General features: G+C 63.5%; 12 protein-coding genes and 1 pseudogene. 7 read left to right on the top strand and 6 right to left on the bottom strand.

From position 1 onward, the window contains the following. The first annotated feature begins 172 nt into the window (after positions 1-172). Positions 173-1132: an IS110 family transposase gene (locus tag CAF92_RS13825; RefSeq protein ID WP_085601147.1), complete on the top strand. Its 960-nt coding sequence runs from the start codon at positions 173-175 to the stop codon at positions 1130-1132. 307 nt (positions 1133-1439) lie between these two features. Here the strand turns inward: CAF92_RS13825 and CAF92_RS13820 are convergent, their stop codons facing one another. Continuing rightward, positions 1440-1808, bottom strand: coding sequence for a response regulator transcription factor (locus CAF92_RS13820; RefSeq protein WP_153670629.1), 369 nt, complete (start codon positions 1806-1808; stop codon positions 1440-1442). Continuing rightward, positions 1805-2797 (bottom strand): response regulator, encoded by a 993-nt coding sequence (locus CAF92_RS13815; protein ID WP_085601146.1) that lies wholly within the window; start codon positions 2795-2797, stop codon positions 1805-1807. The genes CAF92_RS13820 and CAF92_RS13815 overlap by 4 nt, the downstream gene beginning before the upstream one ends. A 238-nt stretch (positions 2798-3035) precedes the next feature. On the opposite strand from CAF92_RS13815, the gene CAF92_RS13810 reads away from it, so the two are divergent. Further along, positions 3036-8048, top strand: a complete 5013-nt coding sequence (locus CAF92_RS13810; protein WP_085601145.1) for an ATP-binding sensor histidine kinase — start codon at positions 3036-3038, stop codon at positions 8046-8048. 153 nt (positions 8049-8201) lie between these two features. On the opposite strand, the gene ycaC (CAF92_RS13805) is transcribed toward CAF92_RS13810, so the two are convergent. Further along, positions 8202-8828, bottom strand: a complete 627-nt coding sequence (gene ycaC, locus CAF92_RS13805) for an isochorismate family cysteine hydrolase YcaC (protein WP_085601144.1) — start codon at positions 8826-8828, stop codon at positions 8202-8204. Positions 8829-8900: 72 nt separating this feature from the next. Then, positions 8901-9263, bottom strand: a complete 363-nt coding sequence (locus CAF92_RS13800; protein WP_046613660.1) for a helix-turn-helix domain-containing protein — start codon at positions 9261-9263, stop codon at positions 8901-8903. Between the two features lie 179 nt (positions 9264-9442). Here CAF92_RS13800 and CAF92_RS13795 point away from each other — a divergent pair, with 179 nt between their 5' ends. The 4 genes and pseudogenes from CAF92_RS13795 to CAF92_RS27870 form a co-directional block, all read left to right on the top strand. Continuing rightward, on the top strand, positions 9443-10417 hold the full coding sequence (locus CAF92_RS13795; RefSeq protein ID WP_085601143.1) for a GlxA family transcriptional regulator: 975 nt from the start codon (positions 9443-9445) through the stop codon (positions 10415-10417). A 242-nt stretch (positions 10418-10659) separates the two neighbouring features. Beyond that, positions 10660-12447, top strand: a complete 1788-nt coding sequence (locus tag CAF92_RS13790) for a monovalent cation:proton antiporter-2 (CPA2) family protein (protein WP_025341083.1) — start codon at positions 10660-10662, stop codon at positions 12445-12447. A 510-nt stretch (positions 12448-12957) separates the two neighbouring features. Continuing rightward, a complete protein-coding gene (locus CAF92_RS13785) occupies positions 12958-13251 on the top strand; it encodes a hypothetical protein (RefSeq protein WP_085601142.1) in 294 nt (97 codons plus the stop codon). A gap of 77 nt (positions 13252-13328) precedes the next feature. Next, a pseudogene (locus CAF92_RS27870) lies at positions 13329-13562 on the top strand (hypothetical protein); the annotation flags it as partial. Positions 13563-13758: 196 nt separating this feature from the next. Here CAF92_RS27870 and ycaC (CAF92_RS13775) read toward each other — a convergent pair. Continuing rightward, entirely contained in the window at positions 13759-14388 is a 630-nt protein-coding gene (gene ycaC / locus CAF92_RS13775) for an isochorismate family cysteine hydrolase YcaC (protein ID WP_085601140.1), read from the bottom strand. A gap of 279 nt (positions 14389-14667) precedes the next feature. On the opposite strand from ycaC (CAF92_RS13775), the gene CAF92_RS13770 reads away from it, so the two are divergent. Further along, positions 14668-15579: a LysR substrate-binding domain-containing protein gene (locus tag CAF92_RS13770; protein ID WP_046613664.1), complete on the top strand. Its 912-nt coding sequence runs from the start codon at positions 14668-14670 to the stop codon at positions 15577-15579. Here the strand turns inward: CAF92_RS13770 and CAF92_RS13765 are convergent. Next, on the bottom strand, positions 15540-16736 hold the full coding sequence (locus CAF92_RS13765) for a YbfB/YjiJ family MFS transporter (protein ID WP_085601139.1): 1197 nt from the start codon (positions 16734-16736) through the stop codon (positions 15540-15542). The genes CAF92_RS13770 and CAF92_RS13765 overlap by 40 nt on opposite strands. Between the last annotated feature and the right edge of the window lie 20 nt (positions 16737-16756).

Here is a 16756-nt window from a genome sequence, read left to right as displayed (position 1 = left end):
TGAATGGCAAGCTGAATGCCAGAGGTGCCTTGAGCACGTGTGGGAGCACAAGCTGCCATTCACCGTTCCACTTTGGCGAGAGCCCGAACAGTTGGATGAGGACCTAATCTCGAACCACAAGCGTGGGCCACGCCAAAGCTCTCTCACACTGTGAGTCTAGGAGGTTTTGGCGATGGCTTCCTTCTTGGGTATCGATGTTTCCAGTCTTTCCCTTGATGCACTGGTGCGGCCCCAGGACATCAGGATCAGTGTGCGCAACGATCCAGCGGGCTTTGAGGAACTGGTGAAGAGCCTTCGAGGGCTCAGCATCAAGCGTATCCTGCTGGAAGCTACAGGCGGCTACGAGCTTGATGTCATGCGCTTTCTCCAGAACGCCAGCTACAAGGTCATACGCGTGAACCCCAAGCGAGCCAGATCGTTCGCGGATTCCTTGGGTATCAAGGCCAAGACCGATGCCATCGACGCCGCAGTGCTGGCCCATTTCGCTGAGGTCATTCCAGACCAGCCAACCCTGAAAACAAGCCCTGAAAGGGCCCTGTTACGGGAACTCCTTCAGCAGCGTGATCGCCTAGTCCAACAGCGAGATGACGATCGACGGCGCCTGAAGCAGGCCCAGTCAGCGATGGTCGCCAATTTCCTGAAAACCAATCTTCAGCACTTTGCATCGCAGATAAAGTTGGTGGAGCAGGCGATCAAGCGGCAGGCCACAGTGCTCAACGATGAACGGATAGCCAAACTGAACGAAGTCAAAGGCATCGGGATGGTAACCGCGACCAAGCTGGTAGCGCTCTTGCCGGAACTGGGGCACGTGGAGTCCCGGGAAATAGCCTCTTTGGTCGGTGTGGCCCCCTTCAATCACGACAGCGGAAAGTCCGTGGGCAAGCGCTTTATCTCAGGAGGCCGATTTGAGGTAAGGCGTGCGCTGTACATGGCGTGCCTGGTAGCGGTGAAACATAATCCAACGCTCAAAGCCCGATATGAGGTGCTGCGTGGGCGAGGGAAACTTGCCAAGGTTGCGCTTGTAGCCTGCATGAGAACCTTCATCGTGCGCCTCAACGCAATGCTCAGAACGGGCACGCCGTGGCTGGATGACTTACCGCAGCCTGAAAACATGGCGCAGATCACAGCGTGATCCCTGTGGGAGCGGGTTACCCGCGAAGAAGACACCGCGATGGATGGCACGGGCTTCGCCCGTGTTCGCGGGCAAGCCCGCTCCCACAGGGATCACGCCAGCTTTTAGAAATTGAGCAAGACAGTTGCTCCCACACCGGCCGCATCGGCCTCAAACCATGCGCAGTCCTTGTAGGAGCCTGGCTTGCCAGCGGTGAGGCCAGTACAGGCAGTACAAGACAGTTTCTCCCACACCGAATACATCGGCCCAAAGCCTGTGCAGTCCCTGTAGGAGCGGGCAAGCCCGCGAAGGGGCCGACAGGAATACCTCACTGGCTGCCCACCAAAGCATCCTCAACCACCTTCAGCAGCACCTCTTCGGAAAATGGCTTGCCCAGGCAGACCAGCGCCCCAAGCGCCATCGCCGCCCGCACCGTTCCTTCATCCAAATGCGCCGACATGCAAATCACCGGCAAACGCCAACCCAGCCGGGCCAATTCGCGCTGCACCGCCAGCCCGCTCATCCCGGGCATCCTCAGATCGAGCAGCACGCACCCCGCCTGCCGCGCCAGTGCCGAGGCCAGGAACAGGTCCCCTGCAGCAAACGACAAGGTCTCGAAGCCTGCCGAACGCAGTAGGTTGGCCAGGCTTTTGCGCACCGACGCATCGTCGTCGACGATGCACACCGCTCTGCTCATGCGCCGCCCAGGCCCTCAGGCCGCGCCCCGATGACGTTGTGCATGGCCACCAGCTCCAGCAGCGAGCGGGACTGCATCTTGTTCATGATGTTCTTCTTGTGCACCTTGGTCGTCACTTCGCTGGTGCCGATCTGCTTGGCGATCTGCTTGTGCGACAGGCCGCCAACCACCAGCGAGAACACCTGCCGTTCGCGTTGGGTCAGGCGCTGGTACTTTTCCTCGACCTGCCGCGCATGGTGCCATCTGCGCCCTTCCGCCACGGCACGCGTGCGCACCGCCTGCAGCAGTGTCAGCAACTGGTCTTCGTCGAACGGTTTGGTCAGGAACTCCACGGCCCCGGCACGCATGGCCTGGACGGTCATCGGGATGGTGCCGAAGCCGGTCATGAACACGATCGGCCAGGGCAGCGCCAGCCGGCGCAGCGCGTCTTGTACCTCCAGGCCACTGGTATCGGGCAGATGCATATCCAGCAACAGGCAGGCACAGGGGGTTTCCAGGCGAGCCTCGAACAACGCCTCGGCACTGGCGAACAAATGATGCGGAATGTCCTGCGAGCGCAGCAGACGGCCCAAGGCCGTGCGCACCGACGGGTCGTCATCCACCACCAGCACCGGCACGTTCAAGTGCTCATCGAACAACTCGACAGTGTCGGCCACGGCGCACAACGGTGATTTGCCCAACGCCTCGCCAGGCACCTCGAGGCTGATCTCGGCAGCCAGGCGATAGCCCCGGCGCGGCACGGTCTGGATCAGGCCACGGTCGCCGAAGGCCTTGCGCAGCAAGGACACCTGCACCTGCAGGTTGTTGTCCTCGACCACCGTGCCGGCCCACACCTGACTGAACAGCTCGTCCTTGCCGACCACCCGGCCCTTGGCCTTGATCAGCGTCGCCAGCACCTCGAAGGCACGCCCGCCCAACAGGATCGGCTTGCCATCAACAAAGGCTTCGCGCCGCTCCAGCGACACCTGGGCATTACCTATTCGGATCATGGCTTCCTCGCGCGGGCATGGGCGTCTCCCAGCCCCGGGCAGCCTAGGCCAGCGTACGCCTTCAGACAATTATCCCGAGGGATAGGTTGGCCTGAGGACTATACAAAAGCCCGCCAGCCCCCAGGGGACGATAACGGACAACAGCGTGCCCGTTCCTGCCAAGCAGGCTGCAGGCCGCATCCGTGCTGGGCCCGCTGCGTATACTCGCGCGTCAGGATGTTGCTAGCAGGGGTGCCTTATGCTCGATGAACGCCTTGCCAACAGGCCCATCGATTACGACCAGTCCATCGACGAGGGCTGGCTGAACCGGTGCGACATCAGCGCGCTGGGCCAGGAAGGTGAGCTCAGCTACTTCCGCCTGCGCGACCCTGCCACCCGCCAGGCCTGGATCGCCGTACGCGCCCCGCGCGAGGCCCCCGCCGCCTGCCAGCGCCTGGAACGTGACTACCGCCTGCAACTCGACCCGGAGTGGGCGGTGATCCCCTCGGCGTTCGTGCGTTCGGCCGAAGGCCCGCTACTGGTGTACCCGGCCGGCCGCTCCATCGCCGACCTTATCGCAGAAGGCCCAGCAGCCCTGACGCCGTTTCTCGAGATTGCGGTAAACGCGGCCACTGCCTTGGCCCAGGCCCACGAACGCAATGTGCTACACGGCGCGCTGCAGCCAGAACATGTGTGCCTGCACACCAACCAACGAGTGCGGCTGGGCTGCTTTCACGCCGACCCGGCGCAGCTGATCAGCGAACAGGGCACCGCGCTCGGCAACTGGGCGTACCTGGCGCCAGAACAGGTCTGCCCGCACGGCAGCAGCAGCGACCGACGCACCGACATCTATGCGCTGGGTGCGATCCTCTACCAGCTACTGCTGGGCGAACTGCCGCTCGCCGGACGCGACACCCAGCACTGGCGCCAGCTGCATGCGGGCGTGCAGCCACGAGCGGCCTGCGAAGTGGACAGCAATGTGCCGCAACCTCTCAGCCGGATCCTGGCCAAGGCCTTGGCCAAAGAGCCGGATGCCCGCTACCAGAGTGCCCGCGCCCTGGCGGTTGACCTGGCCCATTGCCAACGGCAATGGGCCGCCAGCAAATCCATGGAGGCCTTCGAGCCAGGCTGTGCCGACCCGGTCACGCCCGACCGCGCACGCCTGTATGGCCGCTGCGCCGAGCAGAAGGCCATCGCCCTGCTGCTCAAGGCCCTGCGCCGAGACAGCAAGCCACAAGCCCTGTTCATCAATGGGGCTACCGGCATGGGCAAGTCGAGCCTGGTCGAGGCAGCACTCAAGGCCAACGCCCAGGGTTACTGGGCCACCGGCAAATGCAATGGCGTTGCCCAGGCCGTGCCCTACGCGCCCTGGGTCGAGATTCTCGGCGCGCTGACCACCCAGTTGCTGGCCAAGAACAGCCAGGACCTCGACACCCTGCGCCGCGAGATGCTGCGCCGCATCAAAGGCCACGGCCGGCTGCTGGGCAAACTGGCGCCAGACTTGCAGCTGGTCCTCGGCCCCCTGCCCGAGTTGCCGGCCAAGCCCACGCGCCTGGCGCTGCAGAAGGAGCTGCGGGCGATCGTCGAGTTCCTGCAGGTGTTCAGCCGCCCCGGCCAGCCGCTGGTGCTGTTCTTCGATGACCTGCAGTGGGTCGACGACGCCAGCCAGCAACTGCTGGCGCAACTGCTGGCTCACGCGCCCGGCAATCTGTTGCTGATCTTTGCCCGGCGCAATGATGCCCCAGCCAGCAGTCCCCCCATTGCCCTGCCCGCAGCGGTGCGCAGCACCACACTGAACCTGCGGCCCCTGCCGGTGGGCGCGGTGGCCGAGCTGATCGGCGAGCGCTACCACGTCGGCGCCGAGGACGCATTGCAGGTAGCCGAACTGGTGCACGAAAAGACGGCGGGCAACCCGTTCTTCATCAATCAGATTCTCCGGGCCCTGGTCGAGGACCAGCTGTTCACCTTCGATACCCAGGCCATGCGCTGGTCATGGTGCCTGAAGGCCGTGGCCCGCCACCGCTATTCCGACAATGTCGCCGACCTGATGATCCACCGCCTGGCGCGCCTGCCAGAGCCGCAGCGCAACCTGCTGCGGGTGGCCAGCGCGGCGGGCAGCCGCTGCGATGAACGCCTGCTTCAGCAGGTGCTCTCTCAAGTGCCCGGCGAACCGTTGAAAGCCTTGATTGGCGCGGGTTTCCTGCAATCGGGCCAGAACGGCCTGGGCTTCGCCCACGAGCGGGTGATGGAAGCCGCGTACGCTCTCACGCCCGCGCGCGAGCGTGCCCAGTTGCATGCACATATCGCCCTGGCCATGCGCAAGGCCTGGCCGGGGCGCCTGCACGAGGCACTGTTCGAGCTTGCCAACCAGCTTCAACGCGCCAGCCCATGCGGGTTTGCAGCGGATGACTGCGAAGCGTTCCTGCAGCTTTTACGCGAAGCCGCAGCACGCGCACGCGACAACGGCGCTTTCGAACAGACAGCTGGCTACCTGCACACGGCCGAGCAGTTGCTGCACCACTGCGCAACGCTGGAAAGCCGCGCCACGCATGGCTTTGCCATCGCCTGCATGGCCACCGAATGCGACATGCAACTGTCGCGAATGATCGCGGCCGAGGCCCGCATCACTGAATGCCGCCAGCGCGCTCGCTCGGCGTTGGACCAGGCGCGGGTATGCCGCCTGCAGGCGCTGCTGTGCACCTTGCGCGGCGACTATCAGGCGGCCATCGACAGCGCCATATCCGGCCTGGACTTGCTGGGTATGAGCACGGTGCGAGGTGTCGACTGGCAACAGGTCGAGGCCAGTCATGCCCATGTACAGGCCTTGGTCGAACAGAAAGGCCGGCACTGCCTGGAGTCGCTGCAGCGCACCGATTCGGAGGAAGTGACAGTTGCCATCAGCCTGCTGGCCACCCTGTCGTCATCGTTTTTCGTGAAGGACGACATCTGCTTCCTGCACCTGGCCAAGCTCATGGAGCTGTCACTGCTGCACGGCATCGCGCCGGGCAGCACCTATGGCATGGCCTGGTACGGGGTGATGATTGCCGAGCGCTTCGGCGCCTACCATGATGGCCATGCTTGCTGCCTGGCTGCGCTCAAACTGATAGAGCGGCACGGTTTCGACGCTGACTTGACCAGCGCGCTGCTGGCCCTGGACCAGGTCAGCGCCTGGACCTCGCCCATGGAGTTCGCCCGCCGCACCGCGCTGGATGCAGTTGACTCAGGGCGCGTGAGCGGTGACTTGGCGATGAGCTGCTATGCCTGCAACCACCTGGTTTCCGATTCGCTGTTCATGGGCCGCTACCTGCCGGACGTGGTGGAGGAACTGGCGCAAGGCCTGGCCGCCGTGCGTCGCCACGGTTACCGCGACATCGAGCAGATCCTGCAGGCCCAGCAAGCGTTCATCGCCAAATTGAGCGGCACGCCCTCCCCGGCCTCGGCCACAGCCTCGAAATCGCCTACCACGCGATTCTTCCAGTACCTGATGGCCGGCATGGGCGACTTCTACCTGGGCGATATCCCGCAGGCCATGCGCAACCTTGCACTGGCCGGCGACAACACCTGGGCGGTACCAGCGCACATCAACCTGGCTGATTATCACCTGTTTCGCGGCCTGGCCCTGGGCAGCCCCGAGGCCATTGGCAGCCCTGCCGACAAACTGCGCGAGCTACGGGCCCTGCGCGAGCGCTTCGGCCGCTGGGCCGGCTTCAACCCGGCCACCTTCCGCAACAAGCTGTTGCTGATCGAAGGCGTGATCGCCAAGCTCGAAGGCGACGGCCTGGCCGCCATCCGCTGCTTCGACCAGGCACAGATCGCCGCCACCGCCGCCGGTTTCATCCACGAGCAGGCGCTGGCCCACGAACAGCTGGCCGAGGTATGTATCCCCAGCGGCCTGATCTCTGGCGCCAACCTGCACCTGCGCATCGCCCGCGACTGTTTCCATATCTGGGGTGCGACCGGCAAGGTGCACCAACTGGAGGCTTTGCATCCATTCCTGCGCACTCAGCCGATCCAGGAAAGCCACCGCGCCACCAACCAGGCCAAGCTCGACCTGGAAGCCGGCATCGAGGCAGCACGGGCGCTCTCCGAGGAAGTGCTGCTCGAAGGCCTGATCGAAACCCTGATGGGCCAACTGACGCAGCACTCCGGCGCCGATCACGGTGCGCTGCTGATCGTCAGCGGTGCCGAATTCCAGATGGCGGCCCTCGCCTACATTGACGACGCCGGGCTGCACGTGAGCATGGACGACTGCCAGAAGTTCATGACCCAGGCACCGCTGTCGATCATCAACGCCACCATGCGCACCAAGAAGCCCCTGGTGCTCAACGATGCCCAGAGCGATTGCCCCGAGGCCTTCCGCCAGCAGTTGCTGGCGCGCAAAGCCCGTTCGGTGCTGTGCCTGCCGCTGGTGATCCAGGGCGTGCTGATCGGCCTGGTGTACCTGGAAAACCGCCTGGTACCAAACCTGTTCAGCAGCCAGCGCCTGGCCATGCTGGAAATCCTCGCCTCGCAGGCGGCAGTGTCGCTGCAAACCGCCAAGTTCTACACACGCCTGGCCGAAGACAACCAGACTCGCGCCCAGATGGAAGCCGAGTTGCGCCGCTCCCGCGCGGAGTTGGCGCGCACAGCGCACCTGCAGGTGATGAACGAGCTGTCCGCGTCCATCGCCCATGAGATCAGCCAGCCGCTGCTGGGCATAGCTTCCAACGCCGCTGCCAGCCTGCGCTGGCTGAAGCGAGCCAAGCCCGACCTGGAAGAGGCGATTGCCGGCCTGGAAGACATCCGCAACGACAGCGAACGAGCCGCCAACATCGTGCGTGCGCTGCGCTCGCTGGCCAAACAGTCGCCGATGCAACTCAAGGTGGTGAAGCTGGACGACCTGATCCGCGAAGTGGTGCGCCTGACCTCGGCCGATGCCGCCAAGGGCACGGTGGACGTGCAGATGCGCTTGCAGGCGGGGGTGAACGTGATGGCCGATCCGGTGCAGTTGCAGCAGTTGGTGTTCAACCTGATTACCAATGGCCTGGAGGCGCTGGCGGGGTATCGCGGCGATGGGGTACTGCGGATTGCGTCGGCGGTGGCCGGGGATGAGGTGGAGATCTGCGTGGACGACAACGGGCCGGGAATTGCAGCGGATGAGCGCGAACGGGTGTTCGATGCGTTTCATACCACCAAGATCGGCGGCATGGGGATGGGCCTGGCGATCTGCAACTCGGTGGTGCAGGCCCATGGCGGGCAGTTGCAGGCGCTGGTGTCAGAGTTGGGGGGGTGACGGGTTCGCTTTACGCTGCCTGTGAATCCTTCTTGAGCCTGTACCGGCGCTTTCGCGTGTGAACACGCTCCCACAGGGATAGTGCACAGCCTGAGAACTGCACGGTTCCTGTGGAAGCGGGTTCACCCGCGAAGGGGCCGGTACAGGTTTGCATCAACGGGCGCTCAGGGCCGCATAGCTGTTCATCAGGTTGCGGTAGTTGGGTATGCGCTGCGACAGCAGGTTACCCAGCCCTTCGATGTCATTGCGCCAGTCGCGGTGCAGCTCACAGGCCACCGAGAACCAGTTCATCATCTGTGCACCCGCCTGGGTCATGCGCACCCAGGCCGCCTGCTGCACGGTTTCGTTGAAGGTGCCCGATGCATCGGTCACCACGAACACTTCAAAACCTTCTGCCAGCGCCGACAGGGTCGGGAACGCCACGCACACATCGGTCACCACACCAGCGATGATCAGCTGCTTGCGGCCAGTGGCCTTGATCGCCTTGACGAAGTCTTCGTTGTCCCATGCGTTGATCTGGCCAGGGCGGGCAATGTACGGCGCATCCGGGAACATCTTTTTCAGTTCTGGCACCAGCGGGCCGTTCGGGCCCTGCTCGAAGCTGGTGGTGAGGATGGTCGGCAGGCCGAAGAACTTGGCCAGGTCGCCCAGAGCCAGCACGTTGTTCTTGAACTCGTTGGGCGAAAAGTCCTGCACCAGCGAGATCAGGCCGGTCTGGTGGTCGACCAGCAGCACCACGGCGTCGTCTTTGTTCAGGCGCTTGTAATCGGGTTGGCTCATCGGGGTGACTCCTTGGGTTGGGAAAAGGGGCCGGCACTGTCCGCAAGGGCTATACCGGCGGATAGGTTCGGCTTAAGGATGGGCCTGCGCCTGGCGCCAAGCCTTGGGCGGCTGACCGACCAGGCGGCTGAAGGCACGGGTGAAATGGGCCTGGTCGCAGAAGCCGCATTCCAGGCTCACGTGGGTGATCGGCGCCTCGGTGGCGAGCAGGCGCTTGGCCTTTTCCATGCGTGCCAGCAGGCGCCAGGCCTGTGGCGAGAGGCCGGTGTTGACCTTGAATGCGCGAGAGAAGTGGCTGCGGGTGAGGTTGCATACCCCGGCGATTTCGATGATCGACAACGGGCTGTGCAGCATCAGTTCCTTGGCCCGGCGCAAACGCGCTGGCGTAAGTGCGCCGGGGGTTTGCAGCGGTGCTTGGGGCGTCCCGGGGTGCATGGCGACTCTCCTGTTCAATGCAGAAAGTCTCGCCCTCGGCACATGACAAAGTCCTTAGCCAAACCTGAATTGTTGTTAATTGCGCGCTGCTGGCCCTGGCGGTTTTGCCGATACTTTAAGATGCGTTTCGTATTCAGCTTGAGGCCGCTAGTGGCGGCCGGTATCCAAGGCAAAGAGCCATGCAGGAAAAACCCGCCCACCGCACCGTGGCCATGGTGCTGTTCAACGACGTGCTGTTGCTGGATGTCACCGGCCCCATGGATGCCTTCGCCATCGCCAACCGGTTCTTGCCTGCAGAGCGGCAATACCGGTTGTTGACCCTGGCCGAGGGGCAAGCGGCAGTGCGCGGCTCATGCGGGCTGAAAGTAATGGCCGACCTGCGTCTGGAGGACTTGCCGGAGGCCGTCGATCTGTTGCTGGTGCCTGGCGGCCCGGGGGCCTATGACATCGCCCTGCCAGGCATCGAGCGCTGGCTGCCACGCGCCGTGCGCCAGGCCAAACGCTTTGGTGCCATCTGCACCGGGGTATTCCTGCTGGGCCGGGCCGGGCTGCTGGACGGCTATCGCTGCACCACCCACTGGAACTACGTGGAGCGCCTGGCACAGGCGTTCCCCAATGCCAAGGTCGAGACCGAACAGATCTACGTGATCGACCGCTGCCTGATTACCTCGGGCGGCATCACCGCTGGCATCGACCTGGCACTGGCGGTGGTGGCCGAAGACCACGGCAAGGCGCTGGCCCTGGAAGTGGCCAAGGTACTGCTGGTCGCCCGCCATCGCCAGGGCGGGCAGACACCCTACGGGCCACTGCTGGCGGCTGTACCGCGGGATGATTCGCCGATTGCCCGGGTGCAGGCTTATATCGTCGACCATATCGAGCAAGCCTTCACCGTGCAGAAGATGGCCGACCTGGTGGCCATGAGCGGGCGCAACTTCGCCCGGACATTTCTGCGCGAGGTGGGGATCACACCGCTGCAGTACCTGCAGAATGCAAGGATCGACCGCGCGCGAAAGCTGCTGGAAGGCACCGACCTGCCGTTGAAGGTAGTGGCGGCGCAGTGCGGGTTTGGCAGTGACCGGCATTTGCGCAAGGTGTTTTGCGAGCGGATTGGCATGACGCCGGCGCAGTATCGGGCGCAGTTTGGTGGCAGTTGAGTATGCAGATTTCCTGTGCTGGCCTCTTCGCGGGTGAACCCGCTCCCACAGGTACAGCGGTGTGTTCAAGCCTGCGCAACACCTGTGGGAGCGGGTTCACCCGCGAAGAGGCCAGCACGACTGTCACCTGATTCAGGACAATATGTCTTCCTCACAGCAGATTGTCTGGCACCCGCACATTCCCCAGAATTGTCCGCCAAACTGATCTAACGCTGCCCCGGCAGCTCATGGAGTACGGGCCAATGCCACACGAAGGCAGCCTTCTGCAAACCGCGGTGATCTTCCTGCTCGCCGCTGTCCTCGCCGTCCCCCTGGCCAAGCGCCTGCACCTGGGGGCCGTGCTCGGTTACCTGCTCGCCGGTGTGATCATCGGCCCGCAAGCGCTGGGCCTGATCCGCGACACCGAAAGCGTGGCGCACATTTCCGAGCTGGGCGTGGTCCTGCTGCTGTTCATCATCGGCCTGGAGCTGTCGCCCAAGCGCCTGTGGCTGATGCGCAAGTCCGTATTCGGCGTCGGTACCGCCCAGGTGCTGCTGACCGGTGCGCTGATCGGCGCCATCGCCCTGTTCGGCTTCAGCCAGACGCTACCGGCGGCCATCGTGCTCGGTCTGGGCCTGGCGCTGTCGTCCACCGCCCTTGGCCTGCAGAGCCTGGCCGAAAGCAAGCAGCTCAACGCCCCGCACGGCCGCCTCGCGTTCGCCATCCTGCTGTTCCAGGACATCGCCGCCATCCCACTGATCGCATTGGTTCCGCTGCTGGCCGCCAGTGGCCCGGATACCAGCCACGGCGACAGCCTGGAGCACGGCCTGAAGGTGTTCGCCAGCATCGCCGTGGTCATCGTCGGTGGCCGTTACCTGCTGCGCCCGGTGTTCCGTACCGTGGCCCGCACCGGCCTGCCGGAAGTGTCCACCGCCACCGCGCTGCTGGTTGTGATCGGCACTGCCTGGCTGATGGAAGAAGCCGGCATTTCCATGGCCCTGGGTGCCTTCCTCGCCGGCCTGCTGCTGGCCGACTCGGAATACCGCCACGAGCTGGAATCGCAGATCGAACCGTTCAAGGGCCTGCTGCTGGGGCTGTTCTTCATCAGCGTCGGCATGGGCGCCAACCTGCGCCTGCTGCTTGAAATGCCTTTGGTGGTGCTGGGCCTGACCCTGCTGCTGGTGGCCGTGAAGCTGGTACTGCTGATCGGCGTCGGGCGCCTGGCCGGTGGCCTGAACAGCGCCAGCGCCCTGCGCCTGGGCATGGTGCTGGCTGCCGGTGGCGAGTTTGCCTTCGTGGTGTTCAAGCTGGGCAAGGACCAAGGCTTGTTCGACACCCAGACCTACGACCTGCTGCTGATGACCATTACCCTGTCGATGGCCATTACCCCGCTGCTGATGATTGGCTGCGCCCACGCCCTCAAGCGCCCGCAACCGGCGCGTGAGGTGCCGGAGCATTACAAGCAGATCCAGGCTGACACGCCACGGGTAGTGATCGTCGGCATGGGCCGCATGGGCCAGATCGTCGCGCGCATCCTGCGGGCACAGAAGATTCCATTCATTGCCCTGGAAACCTCGGTGGACACCATCGAGATGACCCGTATGTTCGAACAGGTACCCGTGTTCTACGGCGACCCGCTGCGCCCCGAGGTGCTGCATGCCGCCAAGGTGGGCGAGGCGGAATACTTCATCATCACCATCGATGACCCGGAAGCTGCCATTCACACGGCGGAACGGGTGAAACGCCTGTACCCGCACCTGAAAGTGCTGGCCCGCGCGCGTAACCGCCAGCATGTGCACAAGTTGGCGGATGTCGGCGCCGAGCCGATTCGCGAGACGTTCTACTCCAGCCTGGAGATGACCCGCCGGGCATTGGTGGGGTTGGGGTTGAGCGAGGCGCAGGCAGCGGACCGGATTGCGCGGTTTACCCAGCATGACGAAGAGGTGCTGGTGGCCCAGGGACAGGTGCGTGATGACCGGGCCAAGGTGATGCAGACGGCCAAGGAGGCCCGGGCGGAGTTGGAGCGGTTGTTTGATTCGGATGCGGATTGAGGGTTGGCGCATCGATTCAGGAAGAGGGCTCAGGCCCTCTTTTGTATTTTTGGCTTGAGATTGTCTGGGTCCGCTGCGCGGCCCTTCGCGGGCACGCCCGCTCCCACAGGTACTGCACCGCTTGCCAGGCTTGCGCTATTCCTGTGGGAGCGGGCGTGCCCGCGAAGGGCCGCGCAGCGGACCCAGTGCACAAAAATATCAGCAGCATCCTACTTCGTTGCGAGCCATTTCCTACTCAGCCACCCCATCTGACGAATTATCCTACGCACCGTGTCGACGCCCGTCTGATTGTCCGGGTAAAGCCTGCTCTCTAGGCTTGCCGGGTCGCTGTCGGTTCAGCGATCGGGTGTGGAAACCCGTCTGGTCTGAGGTGCTGTCTTCAATGGCAGCTGTGCGCGGGAGGCCGTATGGCCTACCGGGTTGCCTCCGACCGGTTTTCCACCCCGCGTACAACTGCCACCCTTCGTGTGGAAACGGATGGTTGCAGGACAACCTTGTGAGGTCACTGCAATGAAAAAAATTGTCCCCAATCCACCTCTTCCCGACACCAAAGAGCGCGCTTTCAGCCGCTGCGATGCCGGCCATCCACCTTTGTTCACAGTAAACCCGGGCGTCTCCGCCCACGACGCCCTGGTGCATGTCGCCCAGTACCTGCGCGGCGCCTACGACTGTGGCTACAAAGCCCTGGAACACCTGGATGAAACCGGCAAGAGCCTGTTCTGGAGCAACCTGAATGCGCTCGAAATGGCAGAAGGATTGGTTGAGGCATTGCTGGATGGGATTGAGTCGCAGCCTGTAAGTTGAAGTACATTGCATTTGCACAGAGCAGGCTGCGGTAACCGGCCTGCTCCGCCTCAATATAGGAATTTGAGGTATGGCAGGTCGCCTACACCAATGACACCTACAGGTTGGCGTTCATTGGCGTGTACGAGACCAAGCGGCAGATGCTGGTGGTCGTGACACTCGATAACGACAAAATGCTGTGGAATTTCATGCAGTGCGATGCAAAGGCACTGAATAAGCATCGCCATGGAAAACTGCTCTACAAGCGGTACGCTTATATGCCGAGCAAAGAAAAGGGCCACTGTCACCAGTGGCCCTGTGCTCGTGCTTGATACTCATATACACACCCTCAAGCCGGGGTGTGGAGGTCTCACCCGACGCTGATGATTCAGCCATCGACGGGGTTCCTACACCAGCTATTGCCGCTGAATGGCAGCTGGTTTCGCGCTCAGGTGAAACGCTAACAACACTTCTGGACCAAGTCAACGATGGCCCCCTTGCGGAAGCCATCCATCAGATTACTTGGTGTTACTTACCCGCAGTCAGCGCGTTGTAGCTGGTAATCAGGTTGCGATAATCCGGAATGTGGTTGGAGCACAGCGCCGCCAGCCCTTCGATGTCGTTGCGCCAGTCGCGGTGCAGCTCACAGGCCACGCCGAACCAGGTCATCATTTGCGCGCCGGCGCGGCTCATACGGTCATGGGCAGCATCGCGGGTCATTTCGTTGAAGGTGCCGGAAGCATCGGTCACCACGAACACTTCGAACTCCTCTTCCAGGGCCGACAGCGCCGGGAACGCTACACAGACCTCAGTCACCACGCCAGCAATGATCAGCTGTTTCTTGCCAGTGGCCTTCACCGCCTTGACGAAGTCTTCGTTGTCCCAGGCGTTGATCTGGCCTGGGCGGGCGATGTACGGGGCGTCCGGGAACATGGCTTTCAGCTCTGGTACCAGCGGGCCGTTGGGGCCTTGTTCGAAGCTGGTGGTGAGGATAGTCGGCAGGTTGAAGAACTTGGCCAGGTCGGCCAGGGCCAGCACGTTGTTCTTGAACTTGTCCGGCTCGATGTCGCGGACCAGGGACAGCAGGCCAGCCTGGTGGTCGACCAGCAGGACAGCGGCGTCGTCTTTGTTCAGGCGGTTGTAGGTGAATTTGCTCATGGTCTGTGCTCCTAAGGGTTATGAATTTTTCAGCAATCTGGGGTGTTTCGTGTTGATGGGGACAGATTAAAATCATCACCTTTACGGCGGTAGATAGCAGAATTTGGCTTTAGCGTTCCGTTTTACGAACGATAGATTTGCACTGGATTTACTGGCCTCTTCGCGGGCACGCCCGCTCCCACTGGGATCGCACAAGTTTCAAGGCCAGTGCGGTACCTGTGGGAGCGGGCGTGCCCGCGAAGAGGCCAGCACAGGCTGCCAACAACCGGAGACCGATCATTGGAAGACCTCAACTCCCTCTACTACTTCACCCAAGTCGTGGAACACGGTGGCTTCGCACCTGCCGGCCGGGCGCTGGACATGCCCAAGTCGAAGCTCAGCCGGCGCATCGCCGACCTTGAGGACCGCCTCGGCGTGCGCCTGCTGCACCGCACCAGCCGCCACTGCTCGCTGACCGAGATTGGCCAGGCCTACTACAACCGTTGCCTGGCCATGCGCGTGGAAGCCGAGGGCGCGGCAGAGATCATCGAGCGCAACCGCAGCGAACCACGCGGCCTGGTGCGTATCAGTTGCCCGACCACCCTGCTCAATTCCTGGGTCGGGCCGATGCTGACCCGCTACATGCTCAAGTACCCGCAGGTGGAGCTGTTCATCGAGAGCACCAACCGCCGCGTCGACCTGCTGCACGAGGGTTTCGACATCGCCCTGCGGGTGCGTTTTCCGCCGCTGGAGAACACCGACATGGTGATGAAGGTGCTGAGCAACAGTACCCAGTGCCTGGTCGGCCAGCCGCAGTACCTGGAGCAGTTGCCCAAGGGCTTCGACCCGCAGCTGCTCGGCACGCTCCCCAGCGTGCATTGGGGCAGCGCCCAGCGTGAGTACCAGTGGGAGCTGTTCCAGGGCGAGGACAGCAGCCGCAGCATCGTCATCCCGCACACACCGCGTATGGTGACGGACGACCTGTTTGCCCTGCGCCATTTCGTGGTGGCGGGGGTGGGTATTGCGCACCTGCCGCGGGTGGCGGTGCGTGAGGACCTGGCAGCGGGGCGGCTGGTGGAGTTGTTGCCCGACTGGCACCCGCGTTGCGGCATCGTGCATGCGATCTTCCCGTCGCGGCGCGGGTTGCTGCCTTCGGTGCGTGCGCTGATCGATCACCTGGCCGAAGAGTTCGCCATCAGCGACATGGCCTGACGCTCCTTGAGCAGCAGGTCGACCAGCAGCGCCAGCAACACCGCCCCGGCCGCCACCGCGAACAGCACACCGTAGTGGCCATCCGTGGCGGCGAACAACGCCGAGTATGCGTAGCCGGCAATGGCCTGAAAACTGGCGAACGAAACTGTCGCACGGCTCCAGGTCGCATTCTGCCGGGCATGGCCGTCCACCAGCTGATGCACTCTGGCAAGCGCCAGTGGCACGATGCCCGGGGGGAAGGAGCCGATCAGCAGCGCGGCGGCACCCAGCAGGCGCAGGTCGTGACTGCTCAGCAAGATCCCGAGCGCACCCAGTTGTGCCAGCAGCACCAGACGAATGCCGGCACGGGCACCGAGGTGATCGGCCAACAACCCATACAGTACCGGTCCGGCAATCGCGCCCAGGCCATAGAGCCCCCAAATTACAGCGCCAGCGTGGGTGCCCGCGCCCAGGCCGCGGCTGATGTAATCGACCAGAAACATCATGGGTGCCACCAGCGCCGTGGCCATCAACGCGTATTGCCCAAACAGCACGAGAATTGCGGGTGAAACCGCCGCCTGCCGCCGTGCGGGGGGCACCGACGAATGTTCAAGTTCAACGGGCCAGCCAGCCCAGCTGGTAACGGTCAGCAGCAGCGACAACGCGGCCAGCCCCAGCCAGGTCTGCTGCAGGCCTTTATCCAGCAACCATGGCACCAGACTCGCAGAAGCCGCGACGCCCAGGCCCAGGCCCAGGAAGATGGCCCCGCTGGCCAGGCCGCGTCGCGAGGCAGTGACATGGGGCAATATTGCGCTGGCCACCAGCACCATGATCACACCACCTGCCACGCCCGACAGCAGGCGCCAGGCAAAGAACCAGCTCACCGACAACGGCCAGGCACACGCCAGGAATGTCAGGCTCACCAGCACCATCATGCCGCGCAGCGCCATGGCGCTCGACCACCGGGCAGCCAGCGGCCTGCCAATCAGGGCGCCGATCAGGTAGCCGGCCAGGTTTGCCGCCCCCAGATAGACCACTGCTGAACTGGCGAACCAGTGAGCACCGATCAGTGCCGGAATCAGCGGTGTATAGGCAAACCGTGCCAGGCCGATCCCGACCAGGCTGGCACATAGCCCAGCCCAAATCGGCAACCAGGGTGCCCGTAACGAATTGTTCATGATTTTCCCCTGCCCCGTGA

The organism is Pseudomonas sp. B10(2017) (assembly GCF_002113295.1).
GTDB lineage: Bacteria > Pseudomonadota > Gammaproteobacteria > Pseudomonadales > Pseudomonadaceae > Aquipseudomonas > Aquipseudomonas pudica.
This window is presented reverse-complemented; position numbering and strand designations above follow the sequence as displayed.

What these genes read in the sequence shown, in the direction of transcription:
- CAF92_RS13825 (WP_085601147.1), top strand. Translation starts at nt 173, where the DNA reads ATGGCTTCCTTCTTGGGTATCGATGTTTCCAGTCTTTCCCTTGATGCA.
- CAF92_RS13820 (WP_153670629.1), bottom strand. Translation starts at nt 1,808, where the DNA reads ATGAGCAGAGCGGTGTGCATCGTCGACGACGATGCGTCGGTGCGCAAA.
- CAF92_RS13815 (WP_085601146.1), bottom strand. Translation starts at nt 2,797, where the DNA reads ATGATCCGAATAGGTAATGCCCAGGTGTCGCTGGAGCGGCGCGAAGCC.
- CAF92_RS13810 (WP_085601145.1), top strand. Translation starts at nt 3,036, where the DNA reads ATGCTCGATGAACGCCTTGCCAACAGGCCCATCGATTACGACCAGTCC.
- ycaC (WP_085601144.1), bottom strand. Translation starts at nt 8,828, where the DNA reads ATGAGCCAACCCGATTACAAGCGCCTGAACAAAGACGACGCCGTGGTG.
- CAF92_RS13800 (WP_046613660.1), bottom strand. Translation starts at nt 9,263, where the DNA reads ATGCACCCCGGGACGCCCCAAGCACCGCTGCAAACCCCCGGCGCACTT.
- CAF92_RS13795 (WP_085601143.1), top strand. Translation starts at nt 9,443, where the DNA reads ATGCAGGAAAAACCCGCCCACCGCACCGTGGCCATGGTGCTGTTCAAC.
- CAF92_RS13790 (WP_025341083.1), top strand. Translation starts at nt 10,660, where the DNA reads ATGCCACACGAAGGCAGCCTTCTGCAAACCGCGGTGATCTTCCTGCTC.
- CAF92_RS13785 (WP_085601142.1), top strand. Translation starts at nt 12,958, where the DNA reads ATGAAAAAAATTGTCCCCAATCCACCTCTTCCCGACACCAAAGAGCGC.
- ycaC (WP_085601140.1), bottom strand. Translation starts at nt 14,388, where the DNA reads ATGAGCAAATTCACCTACAACCGCCTGAACAAAGACGACGCCGCTGTC.
- CAF92_RS13765 (WP_085601139.1), bottom strand. Translation starts at nt 16,736, where the DNA reads ATGAACAATTCGTTACGGGCACCCTGGTTGCCGATTTGGGCTGGGCTA.